25 protein-coding genes are annotated in these 24,963 nt (G+C 41.2%); 24 read left to right on the top strand and 1 reads right to left on the bottom strand.

Going from position 1 to position 24,963, the window contains the following annotated elements; translation table 11 throughout:
* Positions 1 to 115 precede the first annotated feature (115 nt).
* Entirely contained in the window at positions 116 to 646 is a 531-nt protein-coding gene (locus ACFX4X_RS01490) for a DUF2529 domain-containing protein (protein ID WP_284469185.1), read from the bottom strand.
* A 298-nt stretch (positions 647 to 944) separates the two neighbouring features.
* Between ACFX4X_RS01490 and ACFX4X_RS01485 the strand changes: the two genes are divergently transcribed.
* The 24 genes from ACFX4X_RS01485 (at position 945) to atpB (ending at position 24,925) form a co-directional block, all read left to right on the top strand.
* The gene (locus ACFX4X_RS01485; protein WP_061465740.1) at positions 945 to 1,316 is read left to right on the top strand and encodes a response regulator; all 372 of its coding nucleotides are present in this window, start codon (positions 945 to 947) and stop codon (positions 1,314 to 1,316) included.
* Between the two features lie 247 nt (positions 1,317 to 1,563).
* Positions 1,564 to 2,421: a class II fructose-bisphosphate aldolase gene (locus tag ACFX4X_RS01480; protein ID WP_284469186.1), complete on the top strand. Its 858-nt coding sequence runs from the start codon at positions 1,564 to 1,566 to the stop codon at positions 2,419 to 2,421.
* Positions 2,422 to 2,601: 180 nt separating this feature from the next.
* Complete coding sequence (gene fsa / locus ACFX4X_RS01475; protein ID WP_089362031.1) at positions 2,602 to 3,252, top strand: fructose-6-phosphate aldolase; 651 nt, start codon at positions 2,602 to 2,604, stop codon at positions 3,250 to 3,252.
* 208 nt (positions 3,253 to 3,460) lie between these two features.
* Positions 3,461 to 4,744, top strand: a complete 1,284-nt coding sequence (locus tag ACFX4X_RS01470; RefSeq protein WP_061465734.1) for a UDP-N-acetylglucosamine 1-carboxyvinyltransferase — start codon at positions 3,461 to 3,463, stop codon at positions 4,742 to 4,744.
* Positions 4,745 to 4,843: 99 nt separating this feature from the next.
* A complete protein-coding gene (gene glpX, locus ACFX4X_RS01465) occupies positions 4,844 to 5,806 on the top strand; it encodes a class II fructose-bisphosphatase (protein WP_284469187.1) in 963 nt (320 codons plus the stop codon).
* Between the two features lie 326 nt (positions 5,807 to 6,132).
* Positions 6,133 to 7,422 carry a transcription termination factor Rho gene (gene rho, locus ACFX4X_RS01460; RefSeq protein WP_034315849.1) on the top strand — a complete coding sequence of 430 codons (1,290 nt, stop codon included), beginning with the start codon at positions 6,133 to 6,135 and terminating at the stop codon, positions 7,420 to 7,422.
* A 149-nt stretch (positions 7,423 to 7,571) separates the two neighbouring features.
* The gene (gene rpmE, locus ACFX4X_RS01455) at positions 7,572 to 7,772 is read left to right on the top strand and encodes a 50S ribosomal protein L31 (protein ID WP_053348458.1); all 201 of its coding nucleotides are present in this window, start codon (positions 7,572 to 7,574) and stop codon (positions 7,770 to 7,772) included.
* A gap of 138 nt (positions 7,773 to 7,910) precedes the next feature.
* The gene (locus ACFX4X_RS01450) at positions 7,911 to 8,516 is read left to right on the top strand and encodes a thymidine kinase (protein ID WP_061465730.1); all 606 of its coding nucleotides are present in this window, start codon (positions 7,911 to 7,913) and stop codon (positions 8,514 to 8,516) included.
* A gap of 246 nt (positions 8,517 to 8,762) precedes the next feature.
* Positions 8,763 to 9,218 carry a hypothetical protein gene (locus ACFX4X_RS01445; RefSeq protein ID WP_289319332.1) on the top strand — a complete coding sequence of 152 codons (456 nt, stop codon included), beginning with the start codon at positions 8,763 to 8,765 and terminating at the stop codon, positions 9,216 to 9,218.
* 159 nt (positions 9,219 to 9,377) lie between these two features.
* Entirely contained in the window at positions 9,378 to 10,448 is a 1,071-nt protein-coding gene (gene prfA, locus ACFX4X_RS01440; protein WP_061465726.1) for a peptide chain release factor 1, read from the top strand.
* On the top strand, positions 10,441 to 11,310 hold the full coding sequence (prmC, locus tag ACFX4X_RS01435) for a peptide chain release factor N(5)-glutamine methyltransferase (RefSeq protein ID WP_377381040.1): 870 nt from the start codon (positions 10,441 to 10,443) through the stop codon (positions 11,308 to 11,310). Before prfA ends, prmC begins: the two co-directional genes overlap by 8 nt.
* A gap of 268 nt (positions 11,311 to 11,578) precedes the next feature.
* Positions 11,579 to 12,466: a stage II sporulation protein R gene (spoIIR, locus tag ACFX4X_RS01430; protein ID WP_377381037.1), complete on the top strand. Its 888-nt coding sequence runs from the start codon at positions 11,579 to 11,581 to the stop codon at positions 12,464 to 12,466.
* A gap of 262 nt (positions 12,467 to 12,728) precedes the next feature.
* The gene (locus ACFX4X_RS01425; protein ID WP_284469191.1) at positions 12,729 to 13,778 is read left to right on the top strand and encodes an L-threonylcarbamoyladenylate synthase; all 1,050 of its coding nucleotides are present in this window, start codon (positions 12,729 to 12,731) and stop codon (positions 13,776 to 13,778) included.
* Positions 13,779 to 13,853: 75 nt separating this feature from the next.
* Positions 13,854 to 14,420 carry a manganese efflux pump MntP gene (locus ACFX4X_RS01420; protein WP_377381033.1) on the top strand — a complete coding sequence of 189 codons (567 nt, stop codon included), beginning with the start codon at positions 13,854 to 13,856 and terminating at the stop codon, positions 14,418 to 14,420.
* A gap of 146 nt (positions 14,421 to 14,566) precedes the next feature.
* Complete coding sequence (locus ACFX4X_RS01415) at positions 14,567 to 15,010, top strand: low molecular weight protein arginine phosphatase (RefSeq protein ID WP_284469192.1); 444 nt, start codon at positions 14,567 to 14,569, stop codon at positions 15,008 to 15,010.
* Positions 15,011 to 15,032: 22 nt separating this feature from the next.
* On the top strand, positions 15,033 to 16,322 hold the full coding sequence (locus ACFX4X_RS01410; protein WP_377381029.1) for a methyl-accepting chemotaxis protein: 1,290 nt from the start codon (positions 15,033 to 15,035) through the stop codon (positions 16,320 to 16,322).
* Positions 16,323 to 16,451: 129 nt separating this feature from the next.
* Positions 16,452 to 16,898, top strand: a complete 447-nt coding sequence (rpiB, locus tag ACFX4X_RS01405) for a ribose 5-phosphate isomerase B (protein ID WP_061465717.1) — start codon at positions 16,452 to 16,454, stop codon at positions 16,896 to 16,898.
* 82 nt (positions 16,899 to 16,980) lie between these two features.
* The gene (locus ACFX4X_RS01400; RefSeq protein ID WP_377381026.1) at positions 16,981 to 17,577 is read left to right on the top strand and encodes a TIGR01440 family protein; all 597 of its coding nucleotides are present in this window, start codon (positions 16,981 to 16,983) and stop codon (positions 17,575 to 17,577) included.
* Between the two features lie 369 nt (positions 17,578 to 17,946).
* Positions 17,947 to 19,188, top strand: a complete 1,242-nt coding sequence (locus tag ACFX4X_RS01395; protein WP_125159883.1) for a serine hydroxymethyltransferase — start codon at positions 17,947 to 17,949, stop codon at positions 19,186 to 19,188.
* Between the two features lie 235 nt (positions 19,189 to 19,423).
* Entirely contained in the window at positions 19,424 to 20,053 is a 630-nt protein-coding gene (upp, locus tag ACFX4X_RS01390) for a uracil phosphoribosyltransferase (protein WP_034315825.1), read from the top strand.
* Between the two features lie 22 nt (positions 20,054 to 20,075).
* Positions 20,076 to 21,218, top strand: a complete 1,143-nt coding sequence (gene wecB, locus ACFX4X_RS01385; protein ID WP_317777932.1) for a non-hydrolyzing UDP-N-acetylglucosamine 2-epimerase — start codon at positions 20,076 to 20,078, stop codon at positions 21,216 to 21,218.
* An 84-nt stretch (positions 21,219 to 21,302) separates the two neighbouring features.
* Complete coding sequence (locus ACFX4X_RS01380; protein WP_377381021.1) at positions 21,303 to 23,531, top strand: S8 family serine peptidase; 2,229 nt, start codon at positions 21,303 to 21,305, stop codon at positions 23,529 to 23,531.
* Positions 23,532 to 23,817: 286 nt separating this feature from the next.
* Entirely contained in the window at positions 23,818 to 24,189 is a 372-nt protein-coding gene (locus ACFX4X_RS01375; protein WP_061465708.1) for an ATP synthase subunit I, read from the top strand.
* A 19-nt stretch (positions 24,190 to 24,208) separates the two neighbouring features.
* Positions 24,209 to 24,925, top strand: a complete 717-nt coding sequence (gene atpB, locus ACFX4X_RS01370; protein WP_061465706.1) for a F0F1 ATP synthase subunit A — start codon at positions 24,209 to 24,211, stop codon at positions 24,923 to 24,925.
* The last annotated feature ends 38 nt before the right edge of the window (positions 24,926 to 24,963 follow it).

Genomic DNA, 24,963 nt, shown 5'->3' with positions numbered 1-24,963 from the left:
AAATCAACGGCCAAATTGTACAACTCATAAAAAATAGACAAACTCGATTTTCATCGAGTTTGTCTACAGTCTGAAACAGCCCATGTGGCTGTTTTTTTTTGTTTAAGATAATTTATCATTCTTCATCATCATATTCTTTTATGATTTCTTCAAGAGTGAATTTAATCCCATAATAAGCGAAAAGAGCGGCAATGAGGGTAGGGTACCCATATCGATTTCCAGTTTCATCGGGGATCAACCCTCGTTGCATACGTAAGTCTATATGTACGTCTGCCAACTCTAGAAGGGACTCCTCTTTAGAAGGAACGGATGTAGAAACTGCAACAAATGGTATATCATTTTCCTTTAGTTGTTTTGCCAGCATCAATGCTTCAAAATCATCTGAATGGCGAGTGAATATAAGAAATCGATCTTCCCTGGACATAGTTTCTCCCAATTCAAATCTTTTTGCCTTAGGAAAAGGCTCTGCCCCATCCAAAGCCTCCGACGTGACGCCCTGCATTTCACCAAATCCGTGAATGAACACTGAGCCATCCCCAATCGCCGCCTGAGCCAGCAGGCGGCCGGCATCCTCCATTTCAAAGGCTTCATTTTCAATCATTTTTTTAAATAAACCGCTTATCTGTGTCGAGAAAATTTTTAACATGATTAGGGACTCCTTTAAAAAATTATATCTTTATTATAAAGGACTTTCCCTTGCATTGACAGGCTTCTGGGCTTCTGATCCAAAGGGCTAAATTAACTAAATCGGTCGAAAAAACAAAAAAATTGAAAATCCTTTTAGCCATAGAGCAGGAATTTTGTTACAATTATCGAATATGAACATAGAAATCATGAATGGGGAATAAATGCGTTGGACTACAAGTAATTTGATGCAACCTATGTAATGGCCGACTAGGCTAATACACTTAATTAAATAAATCGGGTAAGGGAGAGGTGATTAAATGTCAGGGAAAATATTAATAGTTGATGATCAATTTGGGATTCGTATTTTATTGAACGAGGTTTTACATAAAGAAGGGTATGAAACATTTCAAGCCGCAAATGGCATTCAGGCCCTGGAAGTGCTAAATAATCATTCACCAGATCTTGTATTACTGGATATGAAGATTCCCGGAATGGATGGCATTGAGATATTGAAGAGGATGAAAGTGGTCGATCCGGACATCCGGGTCATAATCATGACCGCATATGGTGAACTCGATATGATTCAAGAAGCAAAGGATTTAGGTGCAATGACCCACTTTGCAAAGCCGTTTGATATTGATGATATTAGAAAAGCCGTTCGTGAATATTTACCGATACAGTCAAGTTAATGGTCTTGAAAATTTAATATTTTTGACTAAGGAATTGCCGCGGCTATCTTTTTTAAGATGGGCCGTTGTTTTTTTGGAATAAAATTTGAAGCACGATATAGTGTATTTGTTGCTGTTTTTTTGATGTATTGATATGCTAAAAGAAGCGAGATATTCTGATTTATAAGCGTATGCTACTTTGGTTTTAGGGAATATCTAGAAAGAATTAACTTTAAAATAATTACATTCACTAGTAGGAGGAAATCAAATGCCTTTAGTTTCTATGAAAGATATGCTGAATAAAGCTCTTGATGAAAAATATGCAGTAGGTCAATTCAATATCAATAACCTGGAATGGACTCAAGCCATTTTAGCTGCTGCAGAACAAGAAAAATCTCCAGTCATCCTTGGTGTTTCCGAAGGGGCTGCCCGTCATATGGGTGGTTTTAAAACGACTGTCATGATGGTTCAAGGATTGTTGGAAGACATGAAAATCACTGTTCCTGTGGCCATTCACCTTGACCATGGTTCAAGTTTTGATAAATGTAAAGAGGCTATCGAAGCTGGATTCACTTCAGTAATGATCGATGCTTCACACCACCCGATTGAAGAGAATATCGAAACAACCAAGAAGGTTGTCGAATTCGCTCACGCACGTAATGTTTCTGTTGAAGCGGAAGTGGGCACAGTTGGCGGACAAGAAGATGATGTGATCGCTGATGGAGTCGTATATGCAGATCCTCAAGAATGTGAACAGTTAGTTAAAGAAACGAATGTCGATTGTTTTGCTCCTGCGTTGGGATCCGTTCACGGTCCATACAAAGGTGAACCTAACCTAGGCTATAAAGAAATGGAAGAAGTACGGGATTTAACAAACAAACCTCTTGTTCTTCATGGTGGTACAGGCATTCCTACGAAAGATATCCAAAAAGCGATTTCTCTTGGAACATCAAAAATTAATGTGAATACGGAAAATCAAATTGTGTTTACAAAAGCCGTTCGTGAAATTCTGAATAACGATGCTGAAGTATACGATCCACGTAAATACATGGTACCTGGCCGTGAAGCGATTAAAGAAACTGTCATCGGCAAAATGCGTGAATTCGGTTCAAACGGTAAAGCATAAATAACAAAAGCAATATGGGTTTCATCCCTTAAATGTAAGATGAAGATGAAATAGATGATAATTCCATTTGGGGGGGCACCCCCCTAATGGTTTCTTTTAGATGCAGACTGGAATCCGAGCTCTATTTTTTGAACAATTAGAATTCAGATAAAAAAATTGATTACATACGGAGGATATTTTATGAAATTCTTTATTGATACAGCAAACATGGAAGAAATAAAGCAAGCACACGAACTTGGCGTTTTAGCAGGTGTTACGACTAACCCGTCCCTTGTTGCAAGAGAAAAGGGAGTTTCTTTCCATGAACGGTTAAAAGAAATAACAAGCCTTGTTAAGGAATCCGTTTCTGCAGAAGTCATTGCGCTTGATTTTGAAGGAATGATGGCTGAAGCCAAGGAATTAGTTGCAATTGCACCTAATATCACGATTAAGGTACCAATGACTCCAGACGGTTTGAAGGCTGTTGCAGCTCTTACAAAACAAGGTGTCAAAACAAATGTCACCCTTATTTTCAGTGCCAACCAAGCATTATTGGCAGCTAGGGCTGGGGCAACTTATGTATCGCCATTTTTAGGACGCTTGGATGACATTGGCCAAAATGGTTTGGATTTAATTTCGGATATTGCTGACATATTTGCGATCCATGATATCAATGCTGAGATCATTGCAGCTTCTATCCGCCACCCGATGCATATTACTGAAGCGGCTCTTAAAGGGGCACATATTGCAACGATCCCTTATAAAGTTTTAATGCAACTATTCCACCACCCATTAACGGACAAAGGGATTGAAGCTTTCTTGAAGGATTGGAATTCTCGTACTGAAGCATAATGCCTTGCCGCTAAGTCGCTATAGATTGCACCGTTTTAAATAAAATTAACATAAATTAGAAATTTTTAGCTTTTTTTACATGAATTTTATAATTTTGTGTAAACTAAGGAACAGATAGTGAATGTTGTCGGATTATGCAATTTTCTTGTGGTAAAATATTACTTTTTGGAAGTAGCATCTAAGTGCTTAGCGTGGAAGGGAGTTTATTATGGAAAAACTTAAAATTGCCGGTGGCTATCCTTTAAAGGGAAGCATTCGTGTCAGCGGAGCAAAAAATAGTGCGGTTGCCCTTATCCCTGCAACAATTTTGGCGGACTCTCCTGTAACGATTGAAGGCCTGCCTGATATCTCGGATGTACAGATGCTGAAAGAGTTAATGGAGGAAATTGGCGGTGAGGTTTCCTTTGATGATGGGGAAATGACAGTGAATCCCAGCAGAATGATTTCAATGCCTCTTCCCAATGGAAGAGTTAAGAAGTTACGTGCCTCCTATTATTTAATGGGGGCGATGCTTGGTAAATTCAAAAAGGCAGTGATTGGCTTGCCTGGAGGCTGCCATTTAGGTCCTCGCCCAATAGATCAGCATATAAAGGGGTTTGAAGCGCTAGGCGCACAAGTGACGAATGAACAAGGAGCCATTTACCTTAGGGCGGACGAGCTACGGGGGGCACGCATTTATTTGGACGTCGTCAGTGTAGGGGCAACGATCAATATTATGCTTGCCGCTGTTTTGGCCAAAGGCCGCACAGTGATTGAAAATGCTGCGAAAGAACCGGAAATCATCGATGTTGCCACATTGTTGACCAACATGGGAGCGAAAATCAAGGGTGCCGGAACCGATATCATTCGTATTGATGGTGTGGAAAGTTTACATGGGTGCAAACATACGATCATACCAGATCGGATTGAAGCCGGGACTTTCATGATTTTAGCCGCTGCGGTCGGTGAAGGAATCTTGATTGATAATGTCATCCCCCAGCATTTGGAGTCATTGACTGCCAAAATGAGGGAAATGGGAATTAATATTGAAGCCGGTGATGATCAGATTTTTGTCTCACCAGGAGATAAATATAAGTCCGTTGATATCAAGACGCTGGTTTATCCCGGATTTCCAACAGATCTTCAGCAGCCCTTCACTTCACTCTTAACAAAAGCAAGCGGTTCTAGCATGGTGACCGATACGATATACGGGGCACGATTTAAGCATATTGATGAACTGCGACGCATGAATGCGAAGATCAAAGTCGAGGGCAGAGCAGGCATCATTGATGGTCCTGTCCAGCTTCATGGAGCAAAAGTGAAGGCAAGCGATTTACGTGCCGGAGCAGCTCTGGTAATTGCCGGTTTAATGGCTGAAGGGATTACCGAAGTGACCGGGCTTGAACATATAGATCGCGGATATAGCCATCTGGTTGAAAAACTTTCAGGTTTGGGAGCAACGATTTGGCGTGAAGAAATGACGCAAGAAGAGGTGGAGCAGCTTAAAAGCTGATCCCTTTTCTTGTTACCCCATTGTGTTACTATATATGATATAATGTGTTATACTAATATATAAATAAATCATGCTAGTGTACATGAGGGGGAACCGGAAATGGAAAGAAGTTTATCGATGGAGCTTGTCCGCGTAACAGAGGCGGCGGCACTAAATTCTGCTCGTTGGATGGGAAGAGGAATGAAAGACGAAGCAGATGATGCAGCAACAACTGCAATGAGGGATGTTTTCAATACAATACCCATGCAAGGGACGGTTGTAATCGGTGAAGGGGAAATGGATGAAGCGCCAATGCTTTATATTGGTGAAAAGCTTGGTACTGGTCTTGGGCCACTAGTCGATGTTGCAGTTGATCCTTTGGAAGGAACGAACATCGTTGCATCTGGCGGCTGGAATGCATTGGCTGTATTGGCGATAGCAGATAAGGGGAACTTGCTTCATGCCCCGGATATGTATATGGATAAAATAGCCGTTGGTCCCGAGGCTGTTGGTCAGATTGATATCAATGCTTCTGTGTTGGACAACCTGAAAGCGGTAGCCAAGGCAAAAAATAAAGATATCCAAGACGTAGTCGCAACAGTTTTGAACCGTGATCGTCATTCGAAGATCATTCACGAACTTCGTGAGGCAGGGGCACGTATCAAGTTGATCAACGATGGAGATGTAGCAGGTGCCATCAATACGGCCTTCGATCTTACCGGTGTTGACATCTTATTCGGATCTGGCGGAGCTCCAGAGGGAGTTATTGCAGCTGTTGCCTTGAAATGCCTCGGAGGAGAAATTCAAGGTAAACTTATTCCTCAAAGTGATGAAGAAGTGGAACGCTGTGTAAAAATGGGCCTTGAATTAGGAAGAGTCCTCAGAATGGAAGACCTTGTTCGCGGAGATGACGCAATTTTTGCTGCAACAGGTGTGACTGATGGAGAGCTTTTACGAGGTGTACAATTTAAAGGAAATTACGGCGAAACACAATCCGTAGTCATGCGTGCTAAATCTGGAACCGTTCGTTTCATTGATGGACGTCACAGTCTTAAAATTAAACCGAATGGTCTGATTGACTAAGAACGTTTTTTAGAAAAGATCACAGCTAAAAAGCGAGCGGTTTCATCGCTCGCTTTCTCTTTTTAAAAATTTAAGTTGAATAATTAAAATAAAAAAAGTAAAATAAAGCTTGGTTTACTATTAATTGATTTATATATAAAATCTGCCCTTTCACTCCAAACTTCAAGAAGCCTTCAAATAATTTTCTTCTTTACATGTAAAAATGTATCATCCTTTCTAAGAAAACTCTGGTCGGGTACATGGATTGCGGTTTTTCTTCCATCTAACAAACCATTTCTTTTTCAGTATGGGTGAAAACGTTTAATTAATAAAAGTGTGGTGTCATAATGAATTTAACTATTTCTAATTTAGAAAACATGAAACTAAAGGATCTCTATGAGCACGCGCGTGAATATAAAGTTTCCTATTACAGCAAACTTTCAAAAAAGGAACTTATTTTCGCTATCCTGAAAGCACAAGCTGAGCAGGATGGTCTCCTATTCATGGAGGGCGTTTTAGAGATCATCCCTTCCGAGGGCTTCGGTTTCTTGCGTCCAATTAATTATTCTCCAAGCTCGGAGGATATTTATATTTCTGCTTCACAGATCCGCAGATTCGATTTGCGAAATGGAGATAAAGTGTCCGGTAAGGTAAGGCCTCCAAAAGAAAACGAGCGCTATTATGGATTGCTGCATGTTGAAGCCGTCAATGGCGATAATCCGGAATCGGCTAAGGAGCGTGTACATTTTCCAGGTTTAACACCGCTGTATCCAAACAGACAAATTAAACTGGAAACGACACCGAAGAACTTATCAACTAGAATTATGGATGTCTTGGCACCGGTAGGTTTTGGACAGCGTGGTCTGATTGTCGCACCGCCAAAAGCTGGTAAAACGATGCTTATCAAAGAAATTGCCAATGCGATAACCACGAACCATCCTGAATCGGAATTGATTGTACTATTGATCGATGAACGCCCGGAAGAAGTGACGGACATTGAACGCTCCGTTGCTGGAGACGTGGTAAGTTCAACGTTCGATGAAGTGCCTGAAAACCATATAAAGGTGGCAGAGCTAGTGTTGGAAAGAGCTATGCGCCTTGTGGAGCATAAACGGGATGTCATCATTTTAATGGACAGCATTACCCGGCTTGCCCGTGCTTATAACCTTGTCATTCCGCCGAGCGGGCGTACACTATCCGGAGGGATTGACCCTGCTGCATTCCATCGTCCAAAACGCTTTTTCGGTGCGGCGAGGAATATCGAGGAGGGCGGCAGCTTGACGATCCTTGCTACGGCATTGGTAGACACGGGTTCAAGAATGGATGATGTCATTTATGAGGAATTTAAAGGTACGGGTAATATGGAACTGCATTTAGATCGTGCCCTTGCAGAAAGACGTATCTTCCCGGCAATCGATATCCGTCGCTCAGGCACTCGTAAAGAAGAATTGTTAATTCCGAAAGATCGCCTGGATAAATTATGGGCTATTAGGAAAACGATGTCAGATTCACCTGATTTCTCAGAGAAATTCCTTCGCCGTCTAAAACAGACAAAAGGTAATGAAGAGTTTTTCAGTAAGTTGGATGAAGAGATGTCAGAAATGAAAAAGGGACCAGCGAGCGTTAAACGTTCTTAAACAGTGAAAGAAACAAACTGTTGCACAACTAGTCTTAAGTTGCTATAATGGGTTCATGTGTTTTTACAATAAATGTGAGGGTGCTTTTCCCTCACCTTGAAGTATATAACTCTGTTTCGAATGATTCAGGGCAGAAGGAGCTGAAAAGAATGAAAACTGGAATTCATCCAAATTATAAACTTTCAAAAGTATCTTGCTCTTGCGGAAACACTTTTGAAACTGGTTCAGTTAAAGAAGAGATCAAAGTTGAGACTTGTTCAGAGTGCCACCCATTCTATACTGGTCGTCAAAAATTCGCTGAAGCTGGCGGACGTGTTGATCGTTTCAACAAAAAATACGGTATTAAATAAGCCGGACTTTTTAAAAAACAGGCAAGTATTTTTCTTGCCTGTTTTTTATTTTCTGTAAACAGGTAAGAATTTTTATAAAGCCGGGTCCACTTCAATTATGGCTAAGGGATCGACAGGTGGAAGGGAGTAGCTGTTTCCATGTATGTAATGAAACAAACAGGCTGGATTGAGCTTATTTGCGGAAGCATGTTTTCAGGTAAATCTGAGGAATTGATTAAACGAGTCAGCCGTGCTCAATTTGCTAAAGAGCAAATAGCTGTATTTAAACCGGCTATAGATAATCGCTATGCGGAAGAGGCTGTCGTATCGCACAATGGCTCTTCTGTGATGGCAAAACCGATTGCCCATTCAACTGATATTTTTAAGCATTTGGACAAGCCCCTGGATATCATTGCTATAGATGAAGTGCAATTTTTTGATCATGAAATTATCGGGGTTGCCCAGCATCTTGCGGACAGCGGTTATCGAGTGATTATGGCTGGACTCGATCAAGACTTCAGAGGTGAACCATTCGGTCCTATGCCTGTTCTATTATCGCTAGCAGAATCAGTGACTAAGCTGCAGGCTGTGTGTGAAGTGTGCGGTTCACCTGCGAGCAGGACACAGCGCTTGATAGATGGGGCGCCGGCCTCCTATGATGAGCCGATCATCCTTGTGGGTGCATCGGAATCATACGAGCCCCGTTGCCGCCATCATCACGAAGTTCCAGGTAAGCAGGCTGTCGGGATTAAAGAACATATTTGAATGATGGTGCCCTAGGATCGATTGAGATCTTAGGGTGCTTTTTTATGAAGAAATGGTTAAGTAATTTATACGGGAAATTGAGTTTATTCTGAAAGCGGATAAGCCATGTTGAAAAAACTTTCTAAAGGCATTCAGGTGGTAAGACCAATACATGGAAGGGAAATTAAAAGATAAATATTGCCCCATTTTGGGAAGGCTAACTTAGGAAATGTCCTTGTTTAACTAGTCAAAATGGAGGGGAAAAATATGAAATCAATACTGGTTTTTATGATGGCCTTTTTTCTTGCTGCACTAACAGCATGCGGTCAAAATGACAATGCAATAAATAATGATTCGGAATATGGCGATCAATCCCGGGATGGAAAAGATTTTGTTGGCAAAGGTTTAAAACGTATGTCTAATAATGATTGGGACAATGAAACGGAACGGCCATCGGATCAAGTCCTAAACACTCCGCATCAAACATCGAATAATTCCCCTTCCATGGGGCAGGAAATTGATAAAATCCGAGAGGTCGTTAAGTCGAAAACTAATTATGAAGCGGGAACCGTGTGGTTAAATGGCAATACCATACATGTTACGGTCCATGATAAAGGCGAAATCAAGACGGAAGAGAAAAGAAATGAGGAAAAGCGGCGAATTCAAGACATGATAACCAGGGTTGTGCCCCAATATAAAATAGATGTTAAGTTAAAGAAATAACCACAATTTTGAATCCTCTTTGACGTTGATTATTCACCTATACTATAATTAACCTAGAAGTGAACTGAGCTGGGGCACTGAACTACTTATTTATAGTTAGAAAAGATGGATTACTTCCAATTCGTTTCAGATGTTTTGGAAAATTATGAGGTGAATAATTTGTTTGATCGATTGCAAGCAGTAGAAGATAGATATGAAAGATTGAATGAACTATTAAGTGACCCGGAGATCATTAATGACAATAAGAAGCTAAGGGAATATTCTAAGGAGCAATCCAGTATTCAAGAGACCGCATCGACTTATAAAGAATATAAAGCGGTTCGTGAGCAACTTCAGGAAGCTAAGGCTATGCTGGAGGACAAACTTGATGCGGATATGCGTGAAATGGTAAAAGAAGAGATTAATGAACTCGAAGAGACCATACAAGGCCTTGAGGATAAACTGAAAATATTGCTCATTCCGAAAGACCCTAACGATGATAAGAACGTAATCATGGAGATCCGCGGAGCGGCAGGCGGAGATGAAGCGGCTTTATTTGCAGGTAGCTTATACCGAATGTATAGCCGTTTTGCAGAAGTGCAGGGTTGGCGGACTGAAGTCATTGAAGCAAGTCCTACCGGGCTTGGAGGCTACAAGGAAATCATATTCATGATTAATGGCAATGGCGCTTATTCAAAATTGAAATTCGAAAATGGAGCCCATCGGGTTCAGCGAGTGCCTGAAACTGAATCAGGTGGACGGATTCATACATCTACAGCAACGGTTGCCGTTTTACCCGAAGCTGAGGAAGTGGAAGTCGAGATCCATGATAAGGATGTTCGTGTCGATACCTTTGCATCAAGCGGTCCTGGAGGGCAAAGTGTCAATACGACCATGTCAGCGGTGCGATTGACTCATATTCCGACTAATACGGTTGTATCCTGTCAAGATGAAAAATCACAAATCAAGAACAAAGAAAAAGCGATGAAGGTTTTGCGTGCTAGGGTGTATGATAAAATCCATCGCGAAGTGCAGGCGGAATATGATCAAAATAGGAAGCTTGCTGTTGGAACAGGCGATCGTTCCGAAAGGATTCGCACGTATAACTTCCCGCAAAACCGCGTTACTGACCACCGCATTGGTTTAACGATTCAAAAGCTGGATCAAATCATGGAAGGTAAACTGGATGATGTCGTGGATGCTTTAATCATGGAAGACCAATCTTCAAGGCTGGAAAATGCAGATGAATAATTCTGGCCTGAAAGTGTTTGAAGCCCTTAAGTGGGCTTCTTCTTTTTTAAAGGAAAATGATCGTGACGCCAATGCAGGGGAAATCCTGTTACAGCATTTATTAAAACAAACTCGCTCCCAGCTACTAGCCAACCTTCATGATGAGCTTAGTGAAGATGATTTTGGACAATTTAAGGCAGCTATTGAGCTTCACGCTGATGGAACACCCATCCAATATATAATAGGCAGTGAAGAATTTTATGGACGGACCTTCTTTGTAAATGAAGAAGTGCTGATACCGAGACCTGAAACAGAAGAATTGATTTATTATACATTACGAAAACTCCCGGCCACTTTTATGGAGGGACAGAAGCTCCGATTAGCGGATATTGGGACGGGCAGCGGTGCAATCGCCATTACGATGAAACTTGAAAAAACAAGCTTGTTGGTGATGGCCACGGACATAGCAGATCCTTCACTTGAAGTGGCGAGGGAAAATGCCGAATCACTTGGTGCCGAAGTGCAGTTCATGCAGGGTGATTTGCTTCAGCCTCTCATTAACACGAACCAGAAGGTGGACATCCTTTTATCGAATCCGCCATATATACCAAATGATGATCAAAAATCCATGTCTGTAGTCGTAACAGGCCATGAACCACATCGGGCTTTATTTGCTGGTGTCGACGGGCTGGATTTTTACCGCCGTTTTATGGAACAGTTACCTCTAATCATAAATGTGCCTGGACTGATCGGTTTTGAAGTGGGCACTGGACAGGGTCAGGCGGTTGCCGATTTATTGAAGCGAACCTTTCCCGCCGCAGAAGTATCCATTGTAAATGACATTAACGAAAAAGATAGAATGGTCTTTGCCGTATTAAAATAATTCGTCTCTTCTTTGGGACGGAAAGCGAGTGCCCTACGTTCCAATCAACGTTTTAATAGTGCAAACCCTCAAACAACAGTAGGCAAAAAAATCAATTAAATATCGAGTTGGTCTACAGTCTGGATCCGTCTCTACTTAGAGGCGGTTTTTTTATAATCTCCCCCTCACTATCGAATTGCTATATTTCCAACTATCAACTTTTTTGATTTTTACTAGTTTAAGATAGCTGGAAAATGGTGAGACTAATTCATGTGAGGGGGCGAAGGCGATGAAAACTAAACATTTAGCCATTATTTATCTATTAATCTTAACTATAGGAACGATCGTAAGTATATATATGCCTAAAGCGGAAATGGTCGGTGCAGAGGAAACGATGGTGATCCCGGATGAGGCGATTCGTCTGCGGATACTTGCTAATAGTGATACAGAAGAGGATCAATCGGTTAAGCGGCTGATTAGGGATGAGGTAAATAAAGATATCACAAAGTGGGTCGAGGAGCTTACTTCTTTGGATGACGCGAGGGATGTGATCACCTCACATCTACCGGATATCCAGGCCACGGCTGAGGCGGTTATAAAGGAACATGGTTTGGAACAGTCAGTAAAAGTAGATTTTGGACAAGCGGAATTTCCAACAAAACTTTACGGGCAGTATTTATATCCGGCAGGGGATTATGAAGCTGTGATCATTACACTGGGTGAAGGGGAAGGGGCTAATTGGTGGTGTGTGTTATTTCCTCCATTATGTTTCTTGGATTTTTCAAATGGGACGGCTGTAAGTCAAAGTCCGATTGTCGAGGATGAAGATAAAGAATCCGTAACTTCGGGAGGGAAGGCTTATGCTGCAACGAATGAAGAGAAAGAACTTGTTCAAGAGGAAGAAGTTGAAGAAAAGGTAAAAGATGAAAGTGTAAAAGAGGAAGTGCCGGAAGAAACGGTAAAGGAAAAGGTTATCGAGCCAGAGGTAAAAGGAGAAGTGACAGAAGTAAAAGGGAACGAGGAAGTAACGGAGGAAGTCATTGATGGGAATGTTGAGGAAAACAAAGAGAAGCTTGCGGCATCCAATGAACAGGGTCAACAATTATATGAAGGTGAAAAGGAGCCTGAGGTAGAAGTGAAGTCCTTATTTGCAGAAATCTTCAATGAGCTTTTTTAAGATCAGACAATTTAAAAAACATATCCACAGGGTTATTAACAAAAAATCAAAAAAGTCTGTCATTAATCTTTAATATCCACAAACTTATCCACGGATTCGATATGGTTATCCACAATTTGTGGATAACACTTGAATTATGTGTATACTTCTTTTATACTTTCAAAGTATCTTTTAAGTGAAATTAGTAAGATAAGTTGAAAATATCGTTCATATAAAAGCGATTATATAAAATAAGAAATGTTAAAAGGCGATGGTGTTAAAAATGAAAACGAAAGTTTGGTCAGTGGATAAAAATGTGGATAATTTACAAAGTTATCCCCAGATTACACAATCAGCTGAATTATTAATGGCTAATCAAGTGGTTGCCTTTCCTACAGAGACCGTTTATGGACTAGGCGCGAATGCCAAAAGTGACGAGGCGGTCAAAAAAGTGTTTGAAGCAAAAGGGCGTCCGAGTGATAATCCTTTAATCGTTCATATAGCCTCAGATGACCAGTTGTCAGGTATTGTAGAAGAGATCCCGGTAAAGGCACGGAAGCTAATGGCGGAATTTTGGCCGGGTCCTTTGACTTTGATCATGAAACGAAAACCGGGCCAGCTATCAACCCTTGTGACAGCTGGATTGGACACGGTGGCTGTCAGGATGCCAGATCATCAGGTTGCCCTCGGTCTTATTCGTGCGAGTGATTTGCCCATTGCGGCTCCAAGTGCAAATACTTCAGGAAAACCGAGCCCCACCTCAGCCAAACATGTTGAAGATGACTTGATGGGCCGGATTGCAGGCATTGTCGATGGCGGTACTACTGGTGTGGGCGTAGAATCCACAGTACTGGATTGCACGGTGGAAGTCCCTGTTATTTTAAGGCCTGGTGGGGTGACCTTGGAACAGTTGGAAGCGGTAATAGGAGAAGTTAGGCAAGATGTCGCTTTGAAGAATGAGGAAACGGCGCCAAAAGCTCCGGGCATGAAATATACCCACTATGCTCCAAAAGCCCCTCTATTTTTAGTCAAGGGTAATCAATCTTTCCTTCAGAGGCTTGTGAATGAAAAAAGGAATGACGGGTTAAAGGTAGGCATCATAACGGCTTTAGAACATCAACAGGATTATAATGCGGATTATGTGGTTGTCCCAGGTTCTTTATCGGATTTACATACAGTTGCGACAGGCTTATATGATACTTTACGACAATTTGATGAGCTGGAGGTCGATATCATTTTCAGTGAAATGTTTCCTGACTACGGTATCGGGGCTGCTGTCATGAACCGGCTTGAGAAGGCGGCAGGTCATCAAATCATCGAGGAACATGTGTAACAAGGACTGATTTATTCTTCTATTTCTTTTCGGACATGCATAACATGTAATAGGCACGTCCGAGGGAGGGTTGGAATGAATACATTTGCTGGGGAAATCATCACCTTATTGCTCATGGCATTCGCGTTGGGAATGGATGCCTTTTCCGTCGGCCTAGGAATGGGAATGTTTAAGCTAAGGTTGAGGCAAGTATTTTTTATAGGGCTGATAGTAGGTATTTTTCATATTTGGATGCCCTTGCTTGGTATGGGGGCAGGTCGTTTCATTTCAGAAAAATTCGGGACCTTTGCTACATACGCCGGCGGTCTCTTGTTGATCATTCTTGGTATACAGATGTTCATCCCGGGTAAAAAGGGTGAAGCTGATACCAGGGGAATTAAGATGCTGGCTCCTGTCGGGAAAGGCCTATTCATTTTTGCTTTAGGGGTAAGCCTGGATAGCTTCTCAGTAGGATTAACCCTGGGGATTTACGGTGCGAAAACGATTATAACCATTCTTTGTTTTGGGTTGGCTGCCACTCTGTTAACGTGGGGAGGGCTATTACTGGGTAGAAAAATACAGGGGGTGCTCGGAGTTTATAGTGAGATTCTTGGCGGAAGCATCCTGTGTGCGTTTGGATTAAAATTATTGTTCTCTTTTTAAATCCACTTGACCTCATACCTTTCCTTCCTCAACTGTTCCGATTATCGGGACGGTTTTTATTTTTCTCATGACATAAAGAGAGTGTTTATTTTTTTGTCTATATAGAACGGGCGATAGCTTATAATGAATAAAAAGGAGGCGTTAAAATGATCCGTGTATTATTTGTATGTACGGGTAACACATGCAGAAGCCCCATGGCAGAAGCGATATTAAAAAATAAGCATATTGCAGGTGTTGAAGTGAAGTCCGCTGGTGTTTATGCTTCAGCGGGCCAGGATGCTTCCATGCATGCTAAAAATGTATTGGTTGAGAATGACATAGTGCATAATCATCATTCAACGCCTTTATCCGAGAAGGAAATGGAGTGGGCGACTCATATTTTCACCATGACGGAAGGGCATAAAGCGGTCATTATCCGTACATATCCCAAGATGATCGATAAGACTTTTACTTTAAAAGAATTCGTTATTGACGATAAATATGATAGAGACATAATAGATCCGTTTGGCGGTTCTGAAGGCATCTATCGGGAAACCTTCAGGGAGCTGCAGGAATTAATAGAAGAATTAGTCATAAGGCTGAAAGAGTAAACAGTCTACAGGGGGGAGCGGTATGGAGGAAAGAACACATTATAAGTTTGGCTTGCGAAAAAAATTGGTTATCTTCACTACAGTCCTTGCTCTGATCACCTATTCAACCTCGGCATTTTTTATTTTCGTGATCCATCCAATGTTTTTTGAAAAAACGAGTTCGCTAAGTTTTAGTGTAGGGACGCTTTTATTAGGCATATTGTGGTCGGGGATTCTTTCGTTTTTTGCTTCTGGTCTTATTACTAAACCACTAAAAAGACTAGAAAAAGCCGTATTAAGTGCTGCTGATGGAAGTATAAACGAAGAAGTGGTGTTATCGAAGACGGATGATGAAATCCGTTCATTAGGCACTGCTTTCAATCATATGCTTTCTAACCTTAAGGACATGGTTCGGAATATTGAAGAGAATTTCCGTGAGACCAACAAAAAGGTCCTCCATATCTCTCAAGAATCTTCAAAAGCAACCGAACAGGCAGATAATATAGCAAGAACCATAGAGGAAATCTCAAAAGGGGCGGATACATCTGCCGCTTCCATCATGAATACTGCTGAATCCATTGATGATGTCGTCATGATTGCCAAAAAGGTTCAAAGCAAAGCACAGGAATCCGTTGGACTATCCAGTGATATGGCTACAGAACTTGTTCAGAGCAAAGCGGTAGTCAATTCCTTGGTTCATGGCATTAAACAATTGGCTAAAGAAAATCAAAAGTCGCTGAAAACAGTCAATCGTTTAGAGGAAAATGCAAAAAAGGTGGAGCAAATCATCGAACTTGTCGGCGAGATTGCGGCACAGACGAACCTGCTGGCATTGAATGCTTCCATTGAAGCTGCACGGGCAGGAGAACATGGAAAAGGGTTCGCAGTTGTAGCCGAAGAAGTCCGGTTGTTAGCTGATCAGAGTGCAAAAGCTGTTCAGGGCATTTCGAACCTGGTTCAAAATATTCAAGTTGAGGTCCAGGCAGTTGTGAAACAAATCGGCGATCAGGTCATATCGGCAAATGAAGAAGCCCAAAAAGGGACAAATACGGATATAGCCATAGAAGGAATGACAAAAACGGTACATAATGTGGTCGTTGCAGTAAAAGATATTACTGAGCTTGTTGACCGTCAAATGGAAAGTGTAGAAGAAACATCTAGGCAGTCCCAAGAGGTGGCTGCCATTGCAGAAGAAACATCTGCTGGAGCGGAAGAAGTAACAGCTACGACGAGCGAACAAGCAATAGTCATGGAAAACGTCAAAAAATCGGCGATGGACCTTAAAGTGCAAGCGGAAAAGTTGAACGGGACCATTACACGCTTTAACACTTGACATTTTTCAGCAGGAAACCTTAGTTGGTTTCCTGCTTCTTTACGGGAGGAAAAAGGTTGGCCGTCCTTTATTTTTTCATAATTTTGTGACACAATAAAATCAAATAAAAAAGCTAGGGGAGGATTTTTGATGAAAGTTGCGATTGCTTCGGATCATGGTGGCATACATATCCGTGAAGAAATAAAGAATTTAATGAATGAATTACAGATTCCATTTGAGGACTTTGGCTGTGAATGCAGTACGTCAGTGGATTATCCGGATTATGCATTGCCAGTTGCAGAAAAAGTTGCAAAGGGTGAGTTCGATCGGGGGATTTTAATCTGTGGTACTGGAATTGGAATGAGCATTGCGGCTAATAAGGTCAAAGGGATCCGTTGTGCATTGGTTCATGATGTCTATAGTGCAAAGTTGACCCGTCAGCATAATGATACCAATATGTTAGCTATGGGGGAACGTGTCATTGGTCCGGGTCTTGCCAGGGAAATTGCACAAACATGGCTGACTTCGGAATTCGAAGGCGGACGTCATCAAAACAGGATTGGTAAGATAGCGGAGTATGAAGGTAAACACAGCTAATCGTTAAGGTTCTGGAAAAGAATTTAGAGAGTCCACTCTTTTCTTCCAATAGCAAGTTTTCTTATTGAAAGGATGCGTTTTCATGACAAGTGATGCTATATTTTCGAATGAGCTTGAGATATGGGAAAATCAGTTTCGGAAACTATTACATGAGTTTCAAGAACAGGCAGCTTTAAAAGAAAACCAGCTACTGGTAATCGGCTGCAGTACAAGTGAAGTGATCGGAAAACGAATCGGTACGGAAGGGACACTCGACGTTGCGGGGATGGTTTATTCCGTAGTGAGGGATTTTCAAGAAAAAACGGGTATTCAGGTTGCATATCAATGTTGTGAGCATCTAAATAGGGCCCTGGTTTTGAAAAGGGAAACCGCAGTGCGAAACGATTATGAAGAAGTTTCGGTTGTGCCGGTAAGAACAGCTGGGGGATCGATGGCAACGTTCGCTTATCAACAATGGAAGGATGCTGTCGTCGTTGAGCATATTAAAGCGGAAGCGGGGATAGACATTGGGGATACCTTCATTGGCATGCATTTAAAGCATGTGGCGGTTCCAGTTCGATCTGCTATTAAAGAAATAGGACATGCACATGTGACCATGGCAAAAACCCGCCCGAAACTAATAGGCGGGGAACGGGCCGTTTATCAGGACCTCATTGAAAACAAGAGTTGTACTTTATAGGTAAAGTTAGACAGCATTTCTCGGGTGGGGAATGCTGTTTTTCGTATAGAATGATAGCGAAAGTGTAAAGCTTAAGATAATGTTCACAAAAAATCCTTAATTTTTTAGTTCCAATAAAATGGTTTTTTCGCTGATTAAATATAGGGTAAAAGAGCTATTTAACTTAATTTAACTGTTAAATACGAACGTTTTTTAATAAAAAAACATCTAATGTTCGATAAAATTAGACTATCACTTCTAAATTAGACATGTTAAAATGGAGTAGAATTTTCTAATTATTATTGGTAAGGCTTTTTCATGTCTTTTAGAAGGCATGTTGCACATAAATCTAAAAAGCGAATCACGCACAATTTGGGGAGGAATTACGGAATGAATCGTTTAGCAAAGCAAGATGAACAAGTGTTTAACGCAATTCAACTGGAATTAGGGCGTCAAAGAAGTAAGATTGAGCTTATTGCTTCTGAGAACTTCGTAAGTGAAGCTGTCATGGAAGCGCAAGGGTCGGTCTTAACTAATAAGTATGCAGAAGGATACCCTGGAAAACGTTACTATGGCGGATGTGAGTATGTTGACATCGTTGAAGATCTAGCACGTGAGCGTGCAAAAGAAATTTTCGGCGGGGAGTATGTAAACGTACAGCCTCACTCTGGAGCTCAAGCTAATATGGCCGTTTACTTTACAGTACTGCAAACTGGCGACACAGTGCTTGGGATGAACCTTTCTCATGGCGGCCACTTAACACATGGAAGTCCAGTTAACTTCAGTGGTGTTAACTACAATTTTGTTGAATATGGTGTAGACGAACAAGATCACCGTATTGATTACAATGATGTATTGGAGAAAGCCCGTCAGCATAAACCGAAATTGATCGTAGCTGGTGCAAGTGCATATCCACGTGAAATTGATTTCAAGCGATTCCGTGAAATTGCAGATGAAGTTGGAGCTTATTTAATGGTCGATATGGCGCATATCGCAGGTTTAGTTGCAGCAGGATTGCATCAAAGTCCAATTCCTTATGCAGACTTTGTAACGACAACTACTCACAAAACACTTCGCGGACCACGCGGAGGAATGATCATCTGTAAAGAAGAATTCGGTAAGAAAATTGATAAATCCATTTTCCCTGGTATTCAAGGTGGGCCATTGATGCATGTGATATCCGCTAAGGCTGTTGCATTCGGCGAAGCGCTTCAAGATGATTTTAAAGTGTATGCACAACAAATCATCGATAATGCTAAACGCTTGGGCGAAGGTTTGAAGAAAGAAGGATTCACCCTTGTTTCTGATGGAACGGACAATCACTTGATTCTTCTTGATGTACGCTCAACAGGATTAACAGGAAAAATCGCAGAACATGTTTTGGATGAAATCGGTATTACGGTTAACAAAAATGCGATTCCTTATGATCCGGAAAAACCATTCGTTACAAGTGGTATTCGTATTGGGACTGCTGCAGTGACATCGCGTGGCTTCGGGTTGGAAGACATGGATGAAATAGCTTCAATCATCGGACTTGTTTTGAAAAATAATGAAGACGAAGCTAAACTTGAAGAAGCAAAACAGCGCGTTGAATCATTAACGAGCAAATTTGAATTATATCCTTCAATGTAATATTGGAGCCGCTCCCTTTTAAAGGGAGCGGTTTTTTTGTAGGTTAAAGAAGGTGAGTATATTAGAATAGTGCGAATAGTAAAAAAGGTCTGACATCTAAACCTTTATTGAAGATTGAAACATTTTTCTGTAAAATAGGTTGAAGTGAATTTTAAAAGACACGAAAATTTTTCTATTCGATTAGGGAAATCATAAAAAAGCGCAAAATTAAGCGATGGAATTGGAGAGATGCTAAATGGGAAAAGTTTATGTTTTCGATCACCCGTTAATTCAACACAAATTAGCCTATATACGTGATATAAATACAGGAACAAAAGAATTCCGCGAACTAGTGGACGAAGTTGCATCATTGATGGCATTTGAAATTACAAGGGATATGCCATTGGAAGAGGTGGAAATCCAAACACCTGTAAGCACAGCGAAAGTGAAAATGCTTTCTGGTAAAAAAGTGGGGATCGTCCCGATTTTACGTGCAGGCATAGGGATGGTGGACGGAATCATTAAACTGATTCCAGCTGCAAAGGTCGGACATGTTGGACTTTACCGTGATCCTGAAACATTGAAACCAGTTGAATATTATGCAAAAATGCCAAGTGATTTGGCAGAAAGAGAATGCATTGTCGTTGACCCGATGTTAGCTACTGGCGGTTCAGCCATCGAAGCGATCCATTCCATTAAAAAGCGCGGTGCAGTCAATATTAAATTCATGTGTTTGATCGCAGCGCCAGAGGGTGTAGAAGCACTAAAAGAAGCCCATCCTGATGTTGATATTTATATTGCGGGACTTGACGAAAAACTGAATGAACATGGTTATATCGTTCCGGGTCTTGGAGATGCAGGAGATCGTTTATTCGGCACAAAATAAGAAAGAAACTGAGGTGTCACGAATGAATAAACCGATTAAGGTCATGACAATTTTCGGGACGAGACCAGAAGCTGTCAAAATGGCTCCCTTAGTACTCGAATTTCAAAAACACCCAGAATATTTCAAGCCGATCGTTGCTGTTACGGCCCAGCATCGCCAAATGTTAGATCAAGTTCTCGAATTATTTTCCATTCAGCCGGATTATGACTTGAACATAATGAAGGAAAGGCAAACGCTTGCTGACATTACAACAAGAGCATTAAATGGTCTGGATTCCGTAATGAAGGAAGCTAAACCCGATATTGTTCTTGTCCACGGTGATACAACCACAACGTTTGTCGCAAGTCTGGCTGCTTTTTATAATCAGATCGTCATTGGGCATGTAGAAGCGGGGCTGCGTACATGGAATAAGTATTCCCCTTATCCGGAAGAGATGAATCGGCAGCTTACCGGTACGATGGCGGATTTGCATTTTGCGCCGACTTCAAAAGCGGAGGAGAATCTGCTGAACGAAAACAAGAAAGACAATATCTTCGTGACGGGAAATACCGCAACAGATGCTTTAAAAACGACTGTGCGGTCCACATATTCCCATCCGGTTTTAAATGGACTTGGAGAAGACAGGCTCATTTTACTTACCGCCCATCGCAGAGAAAATCTAGGGGAACCCATGAGGAATATCTTTAGGGCCGTCAAGAGAATCATTGCTGAGCATGAGGACGTTCAAGTGGTTTATCCAGTCCATTTGAATCCTCTTGTTCAAGAATTAGCAAACGAAATTCTCGGGGACGATCCACGGGTTCATTTAATCGAGCCGCTGGATGTATTGGATTTCCATAACTTCGCTTCAAGAGCTTATCTGATTTTGACCGATTCTGGAGGAATCCAAGAAGAGGCACCGTCACTAGGTGTACCTGTTCTTGTTTTGAGGGATACGACTGAACGCCCAGAGGGAATTGCAGCTGGAACCTTAAGGTTGTCGGGTACTGATGAACAAACCATATTCAATATGGCACATGAATTGCTCACCAATCGAGGGGAACACGAAAAAATGTCCAAGGCTTCAAATCCATATGGGGATGGAAATGCTTCAGTCCGTATTGCTGAAGCCATCCGATACTATTTTAAGCAAATAAATATACCGCCAACTAGATTTGATTCATAAAAAAGGAAAAGCCACGTGGCTTTTCCTTTTTTATTTGCATACTCCAAGGTTGTTGAGAAAAGATAACTGCTAAGGGGGGTGCTTATGTTGGGAAAGAAAACGTTCATAGTGTTTGTTTTCGTTTTTATATGTATTTATTCAAATGAAAAGGGATTGGCGTCCGTCACTCTGCCGCCTTTACCAAAAATATCTGAAGCTAAGGAAGTAACGGTAGTTGTCACTTTGGATAGGGAACTTCAGCAAAAAAAGATCAATAAACTGATTGAAAAATATCCTTCCCTTCAATTGCGGAATGTTTATTCGGTTGCCCTGAATGGTTTTTCTTTACATGGGAAACTGAATGAAATAGAACAACTCAAAAAGGAGAATGAAATTCAGACTGTAACGGAAGTATCCATGTATCATGCCGTGTTGGATAAAAGTGTGCCATACATAGGAGGAGGCAGGGTGAGGGGGTTCTTCGATAAGGAGAATCATCGAATCACCGGGAAAGGGGTAAAAGTAGGAATTATCGATACTGGAATTGATTATACACACCCAGATTTAGACCGTGCTTACAAAGGAGGGAAGGATCTAGTTGATGGTGATGAGGACCCGATGGAAACCAAAAATCAAGGTGATCTGGATACATTACATGGAACTCATGTGGCAGGTATCATTGCGGCCAATGGAAAAATGAAAGGAGTCGCGCCAGAAGCGGAGATATATGCATATCGGGCTTTGGGACCAGGTGGTGCAGGAGATACAGAGCAAGTCTTGACTGCTATTGAGTCGGCCATGAAGGATAATGTGGATGTATTGAACCTCTCTCTGGGGAATAACGTCAATGGCCCTGATTTACCTATTTCTCTTGCTTTGAATAAGGTTGTGGAAAGCGGGATCGTTGCCGTGACATCAAACGGGAATTCCGGTCCGGCTGTTTGGACCGTCGGATCACCCGGAACAGCAGAAAAAGCGATTTCCGTTGGGGCATCGACTCCCCCCTTAAGGGTTCCATATATGGTTTACGGACTTGGCTCGAAAAAGTATCAATCTCACTTAACCTTGTTTCAAGGCTCCAAAAAGTGGAACCTGACATTTTCTGAGGATGTCATATATGGGGGATTGGGAAATGAAAGAGACCTGAAGCATGTTCAGGATAAGATTGTGTTGTTGGAGCGAGGCACACTTACTTTTCAGCAAAAAGTATCCAATGCGGAAAAGGCAGGTGCAAAAGGGGTAATTGTTTATAATAATACGAGCGGGACCTTTACTGGAACCTTGGAAAAAGAAATGAATATACCAGCTGCTTCTATTAATAGAAGAGATGGGTTGCAACTTAAGCAAGTTATGGAGCAAGATCACAGTAAAACCGTTCAATTTGTTTATAAGAATGAACAAGATAGGCTCGCTGATTTTAGCTCTAGGGGACCGGTAACCGTATCATGGGAAATAAAGCCTGACGTATTGGCACCAGGAGTGGAAATTGAAAGCACCATTCCTAAAGGATATATGTCCCTGGATGGAACAAGTATGTCCGCGCCGCATGTTGCAGGAGCATGCGCTTTAATCCTGCAAAAACACCCGGAATGGACTCCTGATCAAGTGAAATCTGCGTTGATGAGTACTTCCAAGCCATTGAGGAAATCTGGAAAACAATTGTATCATACATACGAACAGGGGGCTGGACGCATCCAGATCGACGAGGCTCTAAAAGCGGACACGCTCTTGAATCCAAGTTCATTGTCATTCGGGATGTATACAAAAAAAGATGGAATTGAAGAGCATCATGAAACGATAGTCATTGAAAATACCGGAAAGAACATAAGGAAGTACTCTTTTATGGTCCCATTAAAAGAAACGGGACTCACTTGGGAATTGCCGAAATCCCTTACTTTGAATCCAAAGGAAAAGAAAACGATTAAAGTGGGACTGCAGGTCAACCCAGCCAAGCTGAGAAAGGGAGTCTTTGATGGCTACCTTATTATAATGGAAGGAACCAAAAGAATATCCCTTCCTTATTTATATGTAAAAGAAGAACCTGATTATCCAAGGGTAATGGGTTTTGATTTTGGCCAAGGAGACCAGAAAGGCACATATCGATACGAAATGTACCTTCCACGGGGGGCTGATGAATTCGGGGTTGCCCTATATGAAGAAGATAGCTTGAAATTCGTGGGATATTTGGATTGGTCGAGACCGGCACCTTCTGGTTTGATCAAAAAAGAAGTGTTGAAAAAGAACTTGCCGCCTAAAGGAGTGTATAAAGCAATAATCTTTGCCAGGAAGGGCGGAAGGGAAGATCGGATAGAAAAGACGTTACTTATTGAGTGAACAAGGGACAATAAGTAAAATAAAACGCTTGTCAATAGTATAAAAAAGATAATTTGTGAACAATTCGTTAATAATTACAAACCTGTGACAAATTTCACTAACCACTCATTGACAATGATTCTTGCCTATTGTATGCTAACAAAGGATATAGAATGAGAGGGGTTTCATACGTAAATAACGTGTCAAAAAGAAGTTTATTATTGACTTTTTAATTGGACTTGTTACGGGAAACTTCACCTAGCTAACCACAGATTCTACAATATTTCTAGGGAGATTACATGACAAAATGCTAGAATTGGAAAAAATGTTCAATAGGCAACTAAAATACATGTTGTATTTAATGGGTATTTATGTACTTGGTGTGGGATTCACTCCATATGATTCAGTCTTCCAAGGATTATTGCTTGGTACTGCCTTCAGCCTATTTATATTCTGGTCAATGGTCAAAAAAAACAAAAAGTTCTCTCAAGAGGTTGCGGAAGGTAAGAAAACGCGCTCCCTTGGTAGTTTAACTAGAATGTCTGTAGCGGGTTTAGCTGCAATTATTGCATTGAGATATCCATATGAGTTTCAAGTGGTCTGTGTGGTTGTGGGATTAATGACAGTTTATTTTGTCATTATGATAGATTATTTTATGCAAAACATACGTAGGAAGTAAAGAAGAGAGGTGAATACTGTTGAATCATGAAGCTCCTATGTGGGAATTTATGGAGACTGGAATATATTTCAATTTGGCTAATGTGCTTATGATGACTATCGCAAGTCTCATTGTCTTCATAATTGCTGTTACAGCAACTCGTAAACTTGCGATGAAGCCAACAGGAATCCAAAACTTTATCGAATGGGTCATGGATTTTGTGAAAAACATCATAAACAGCAATATGGATTGGCGTACTGGTGGTCAGTTCCTAATGTTGGGAATGACATTAATTTTGTACGTATTTGTTTCAAATATGTTAGGATTGCCGTTCTCGATTGTAATAGGACATGAACTTTGGTGGAAATCACCTACATCTGATCCGGCAATAACTCTAACCTTGGCAGTTATGGTAATGGGATTAACTCATTATTATGGTATCAAGATGAGAGGTATGAAAAATTATGCCAAAACTTATGTCCAACCAATGGGTTTCTTGTTTCCGTTAAAGATTATTGAAGAGCTTTCCAATACGTTAACCCTTGGATTGCGGCTTTACGGAAATATTTATGCAGGTGAGTTACTTCTAACCTTACTGGCTGGTTTAGGAACAAGTAGCGCTTTAGGTGCAGTTACTGCTTTTATTCCAATGATGGCTTGGGAAGGATTTAGTGTCTTTGTTGGCTCGATTCAAGCATTTATTTTTACTATGTTAACGATGGTTTATCTTTCCCATAAAGTAAGTGACGACCATTAATTATAAAATTGTTCATTTCGAACATTATATTGATGAAA

The sequence above is a fragment of the Peribacillus sp. YIM B13481 genome (genome assembly GCF_042787985.1).
Lineage (GTDB): Bacteria > Bacillota > Bacilli > Bacillales > DSM-1321 > Peribacillus > Peribacillus simplex_A.
This window is presented reverse-complemented; position numbering and strand designations above follow the sequence as displayed.

What these genes read in the sequence shown, in the direction of transcription:
- ACFX4X_RS01490 (WP_284469185.1), bottom strand. Translation starts at nt 646, where the DNA reads ATGTTAAAAATTTTCTCGACACAGATAAGCGGTTTATTTAAAAAAATG.
- ACFX4X_RS01485 (WP_061465740.1), top strand. Translation starts at nt 945, where the DNA reads ATGTCAGGGAAAATATTAATAGTTGATGATCAATTTGGGATTCGTATT.
- ACFX4X_RS01480 (WP_284469186.1), top strand. Translation starts at nt 1,564, where the DNA reads ATGCCTTTAGTTTCTATGAAAGATATGCTGAATAAAGCTCTTGATGAA.
- fsa (WP_089362031.1), top strand. Translation starts at nt 2,602, where the DNA reads ATGAAATTCTTTATTGATACAGCAAACATGGAAGAAATAAAGCAAGCA.
- ACFX4X_RS01470 (WP_061465734.1), top strand. Translation starts at nt 3,461, where the DNA reads ATGGAAAAACTTAAAATTGCCGGTGGCTATCCTTTAAAGGGAAGCATT.
- glpX (WP_284469187.1), top strand. Translation starts at nt 4,844, where the DNA reads ATGGAAAGAAGTTTATCGATGGAGCTTGTCCGCGTAACAGAGGCGGCG.
- rho (WP_034315849.1), top strand. Translation starts at nt 6,133, where the DNA reads ATGAATTTAACTATTTCTAATTTAGAAAACATGAAACTAAAGGATCTC.
- rpmE (WP_053348458.1), top strand. Translation starts at nt 7,572, where the DNA reads ATGAAAACTGGAATTCATCCAAATTATAAACTTTCAAAAGTATCTTGC.
- ACFX4X_RS01450 (WP_061465730.1), top strand. Translation starts at nt 7,911, where the DNA reads ATGTATGTAATGAAACAAACAGGCTGGATTGAGCTTATTTGCGGAAGC.
- ACFX4X_RS01445 (WP_289319332.1), top strand. Translation starts at nt 8,763, where the DNA reads ATGAAATCAATACTGGTTTTTATGATGGCCTTTTTTCTTGCTGCACTA.
- prmC (WP_377381040.1), top strand. Translation starts at nt 10,441, where the DNA reads ATGAATAATTCTGGCCTGAAAGTGTTTGAAGCCCTTAAGTGGGCTTCT.
- spoIIR (WP_377381037.1), top strand. Translation starts at nt 11,579, where the DNA reads ATGAAAACTAAACATTTAGCCATTATTTATCTATTAATCTTAACTATA.
- ACFX4X_RS01425 (WP_284469191.1), top strand. Translation starts at nt 12,729, where the DNA reads ATGAAAACGAAAGTTTGGTCAGTGGATAAAAATGTGGATAATTTACAA.
- ACFX4X_RS01420 (WP_377381033.1), top strand. Translation starts at nt 13,854, where the DNA reads ATGAATACATTTGCTGGGGAAATCATCACCTTATTGCTCATGGCATTC.
- ACFX4X_RS01415 (WP_284469192.1), top strand. Translation starts at nt 14,567, where the DNA reads ATGATCCGTGTATTATTTGTATGTACGGGTAACACATGCAGAAGCCCC.
- ACFX4X_RS01410 (WP_377381029.1), top strand. Translation starts at nt 15,033, where the DNA reads ATGGAGGAAAGAACACATTATAAGTTTGGCTTGCGAAAAAAATTGGTT.
- rpiB (WP_061465717.1), top strand. Translation starts at nt 16,452, where the DNA reads ATGAAAGTTGCGATTGCTTCGGATCATGGTGGCATACATATCCGTGAA.
- ACFX4X_RS01400 (WP_377381026.1), top strand. Translation starts at nt 16,981, where the DNA reads ATGACAAGTGATGCTATATTTTCGAATGAGCTTGAGATATGGGAAAAT.
- ACFX4X_RS01395 (WP_125159883.1), top strand. Translation starts at nt 17,947, where the DNA reads ATGAATCGTTTAGCAAAGCAAGATGAACAAGTGTTTAACGCAATTCAA.
- upp (WP_034315825.1), top strand. Translation starts at nt 19,424, where the DNA reads ATGGGAAAAGTTTATGTTTTCGATCACCCGTTAATTCAACACAAATTA.
- wecB (WP_317777932.1), top strand. Translation starts at nt 20,076, where the DNA reads ATGAATAAACCGATTAAGGTCATGACAATTTTCGGGACGAGACCAGAA.
- ACFX4X_RS01380 (WP_377381021.1), top strand. Translation starts at nt 21,303, where the DNA reads ATGTTGGGAAAGAAAACGTTCATAGTGTTTGTTTTCGTTTTTATATGT.
- ACFX4X_RS01375 (WP_061465708.1), top strand. Translation starts at nt 23,818, where the DNA reads ATGCTAGAATTGGAAAAAATGTTCAATAGGCAACTAAAATACATGTTG.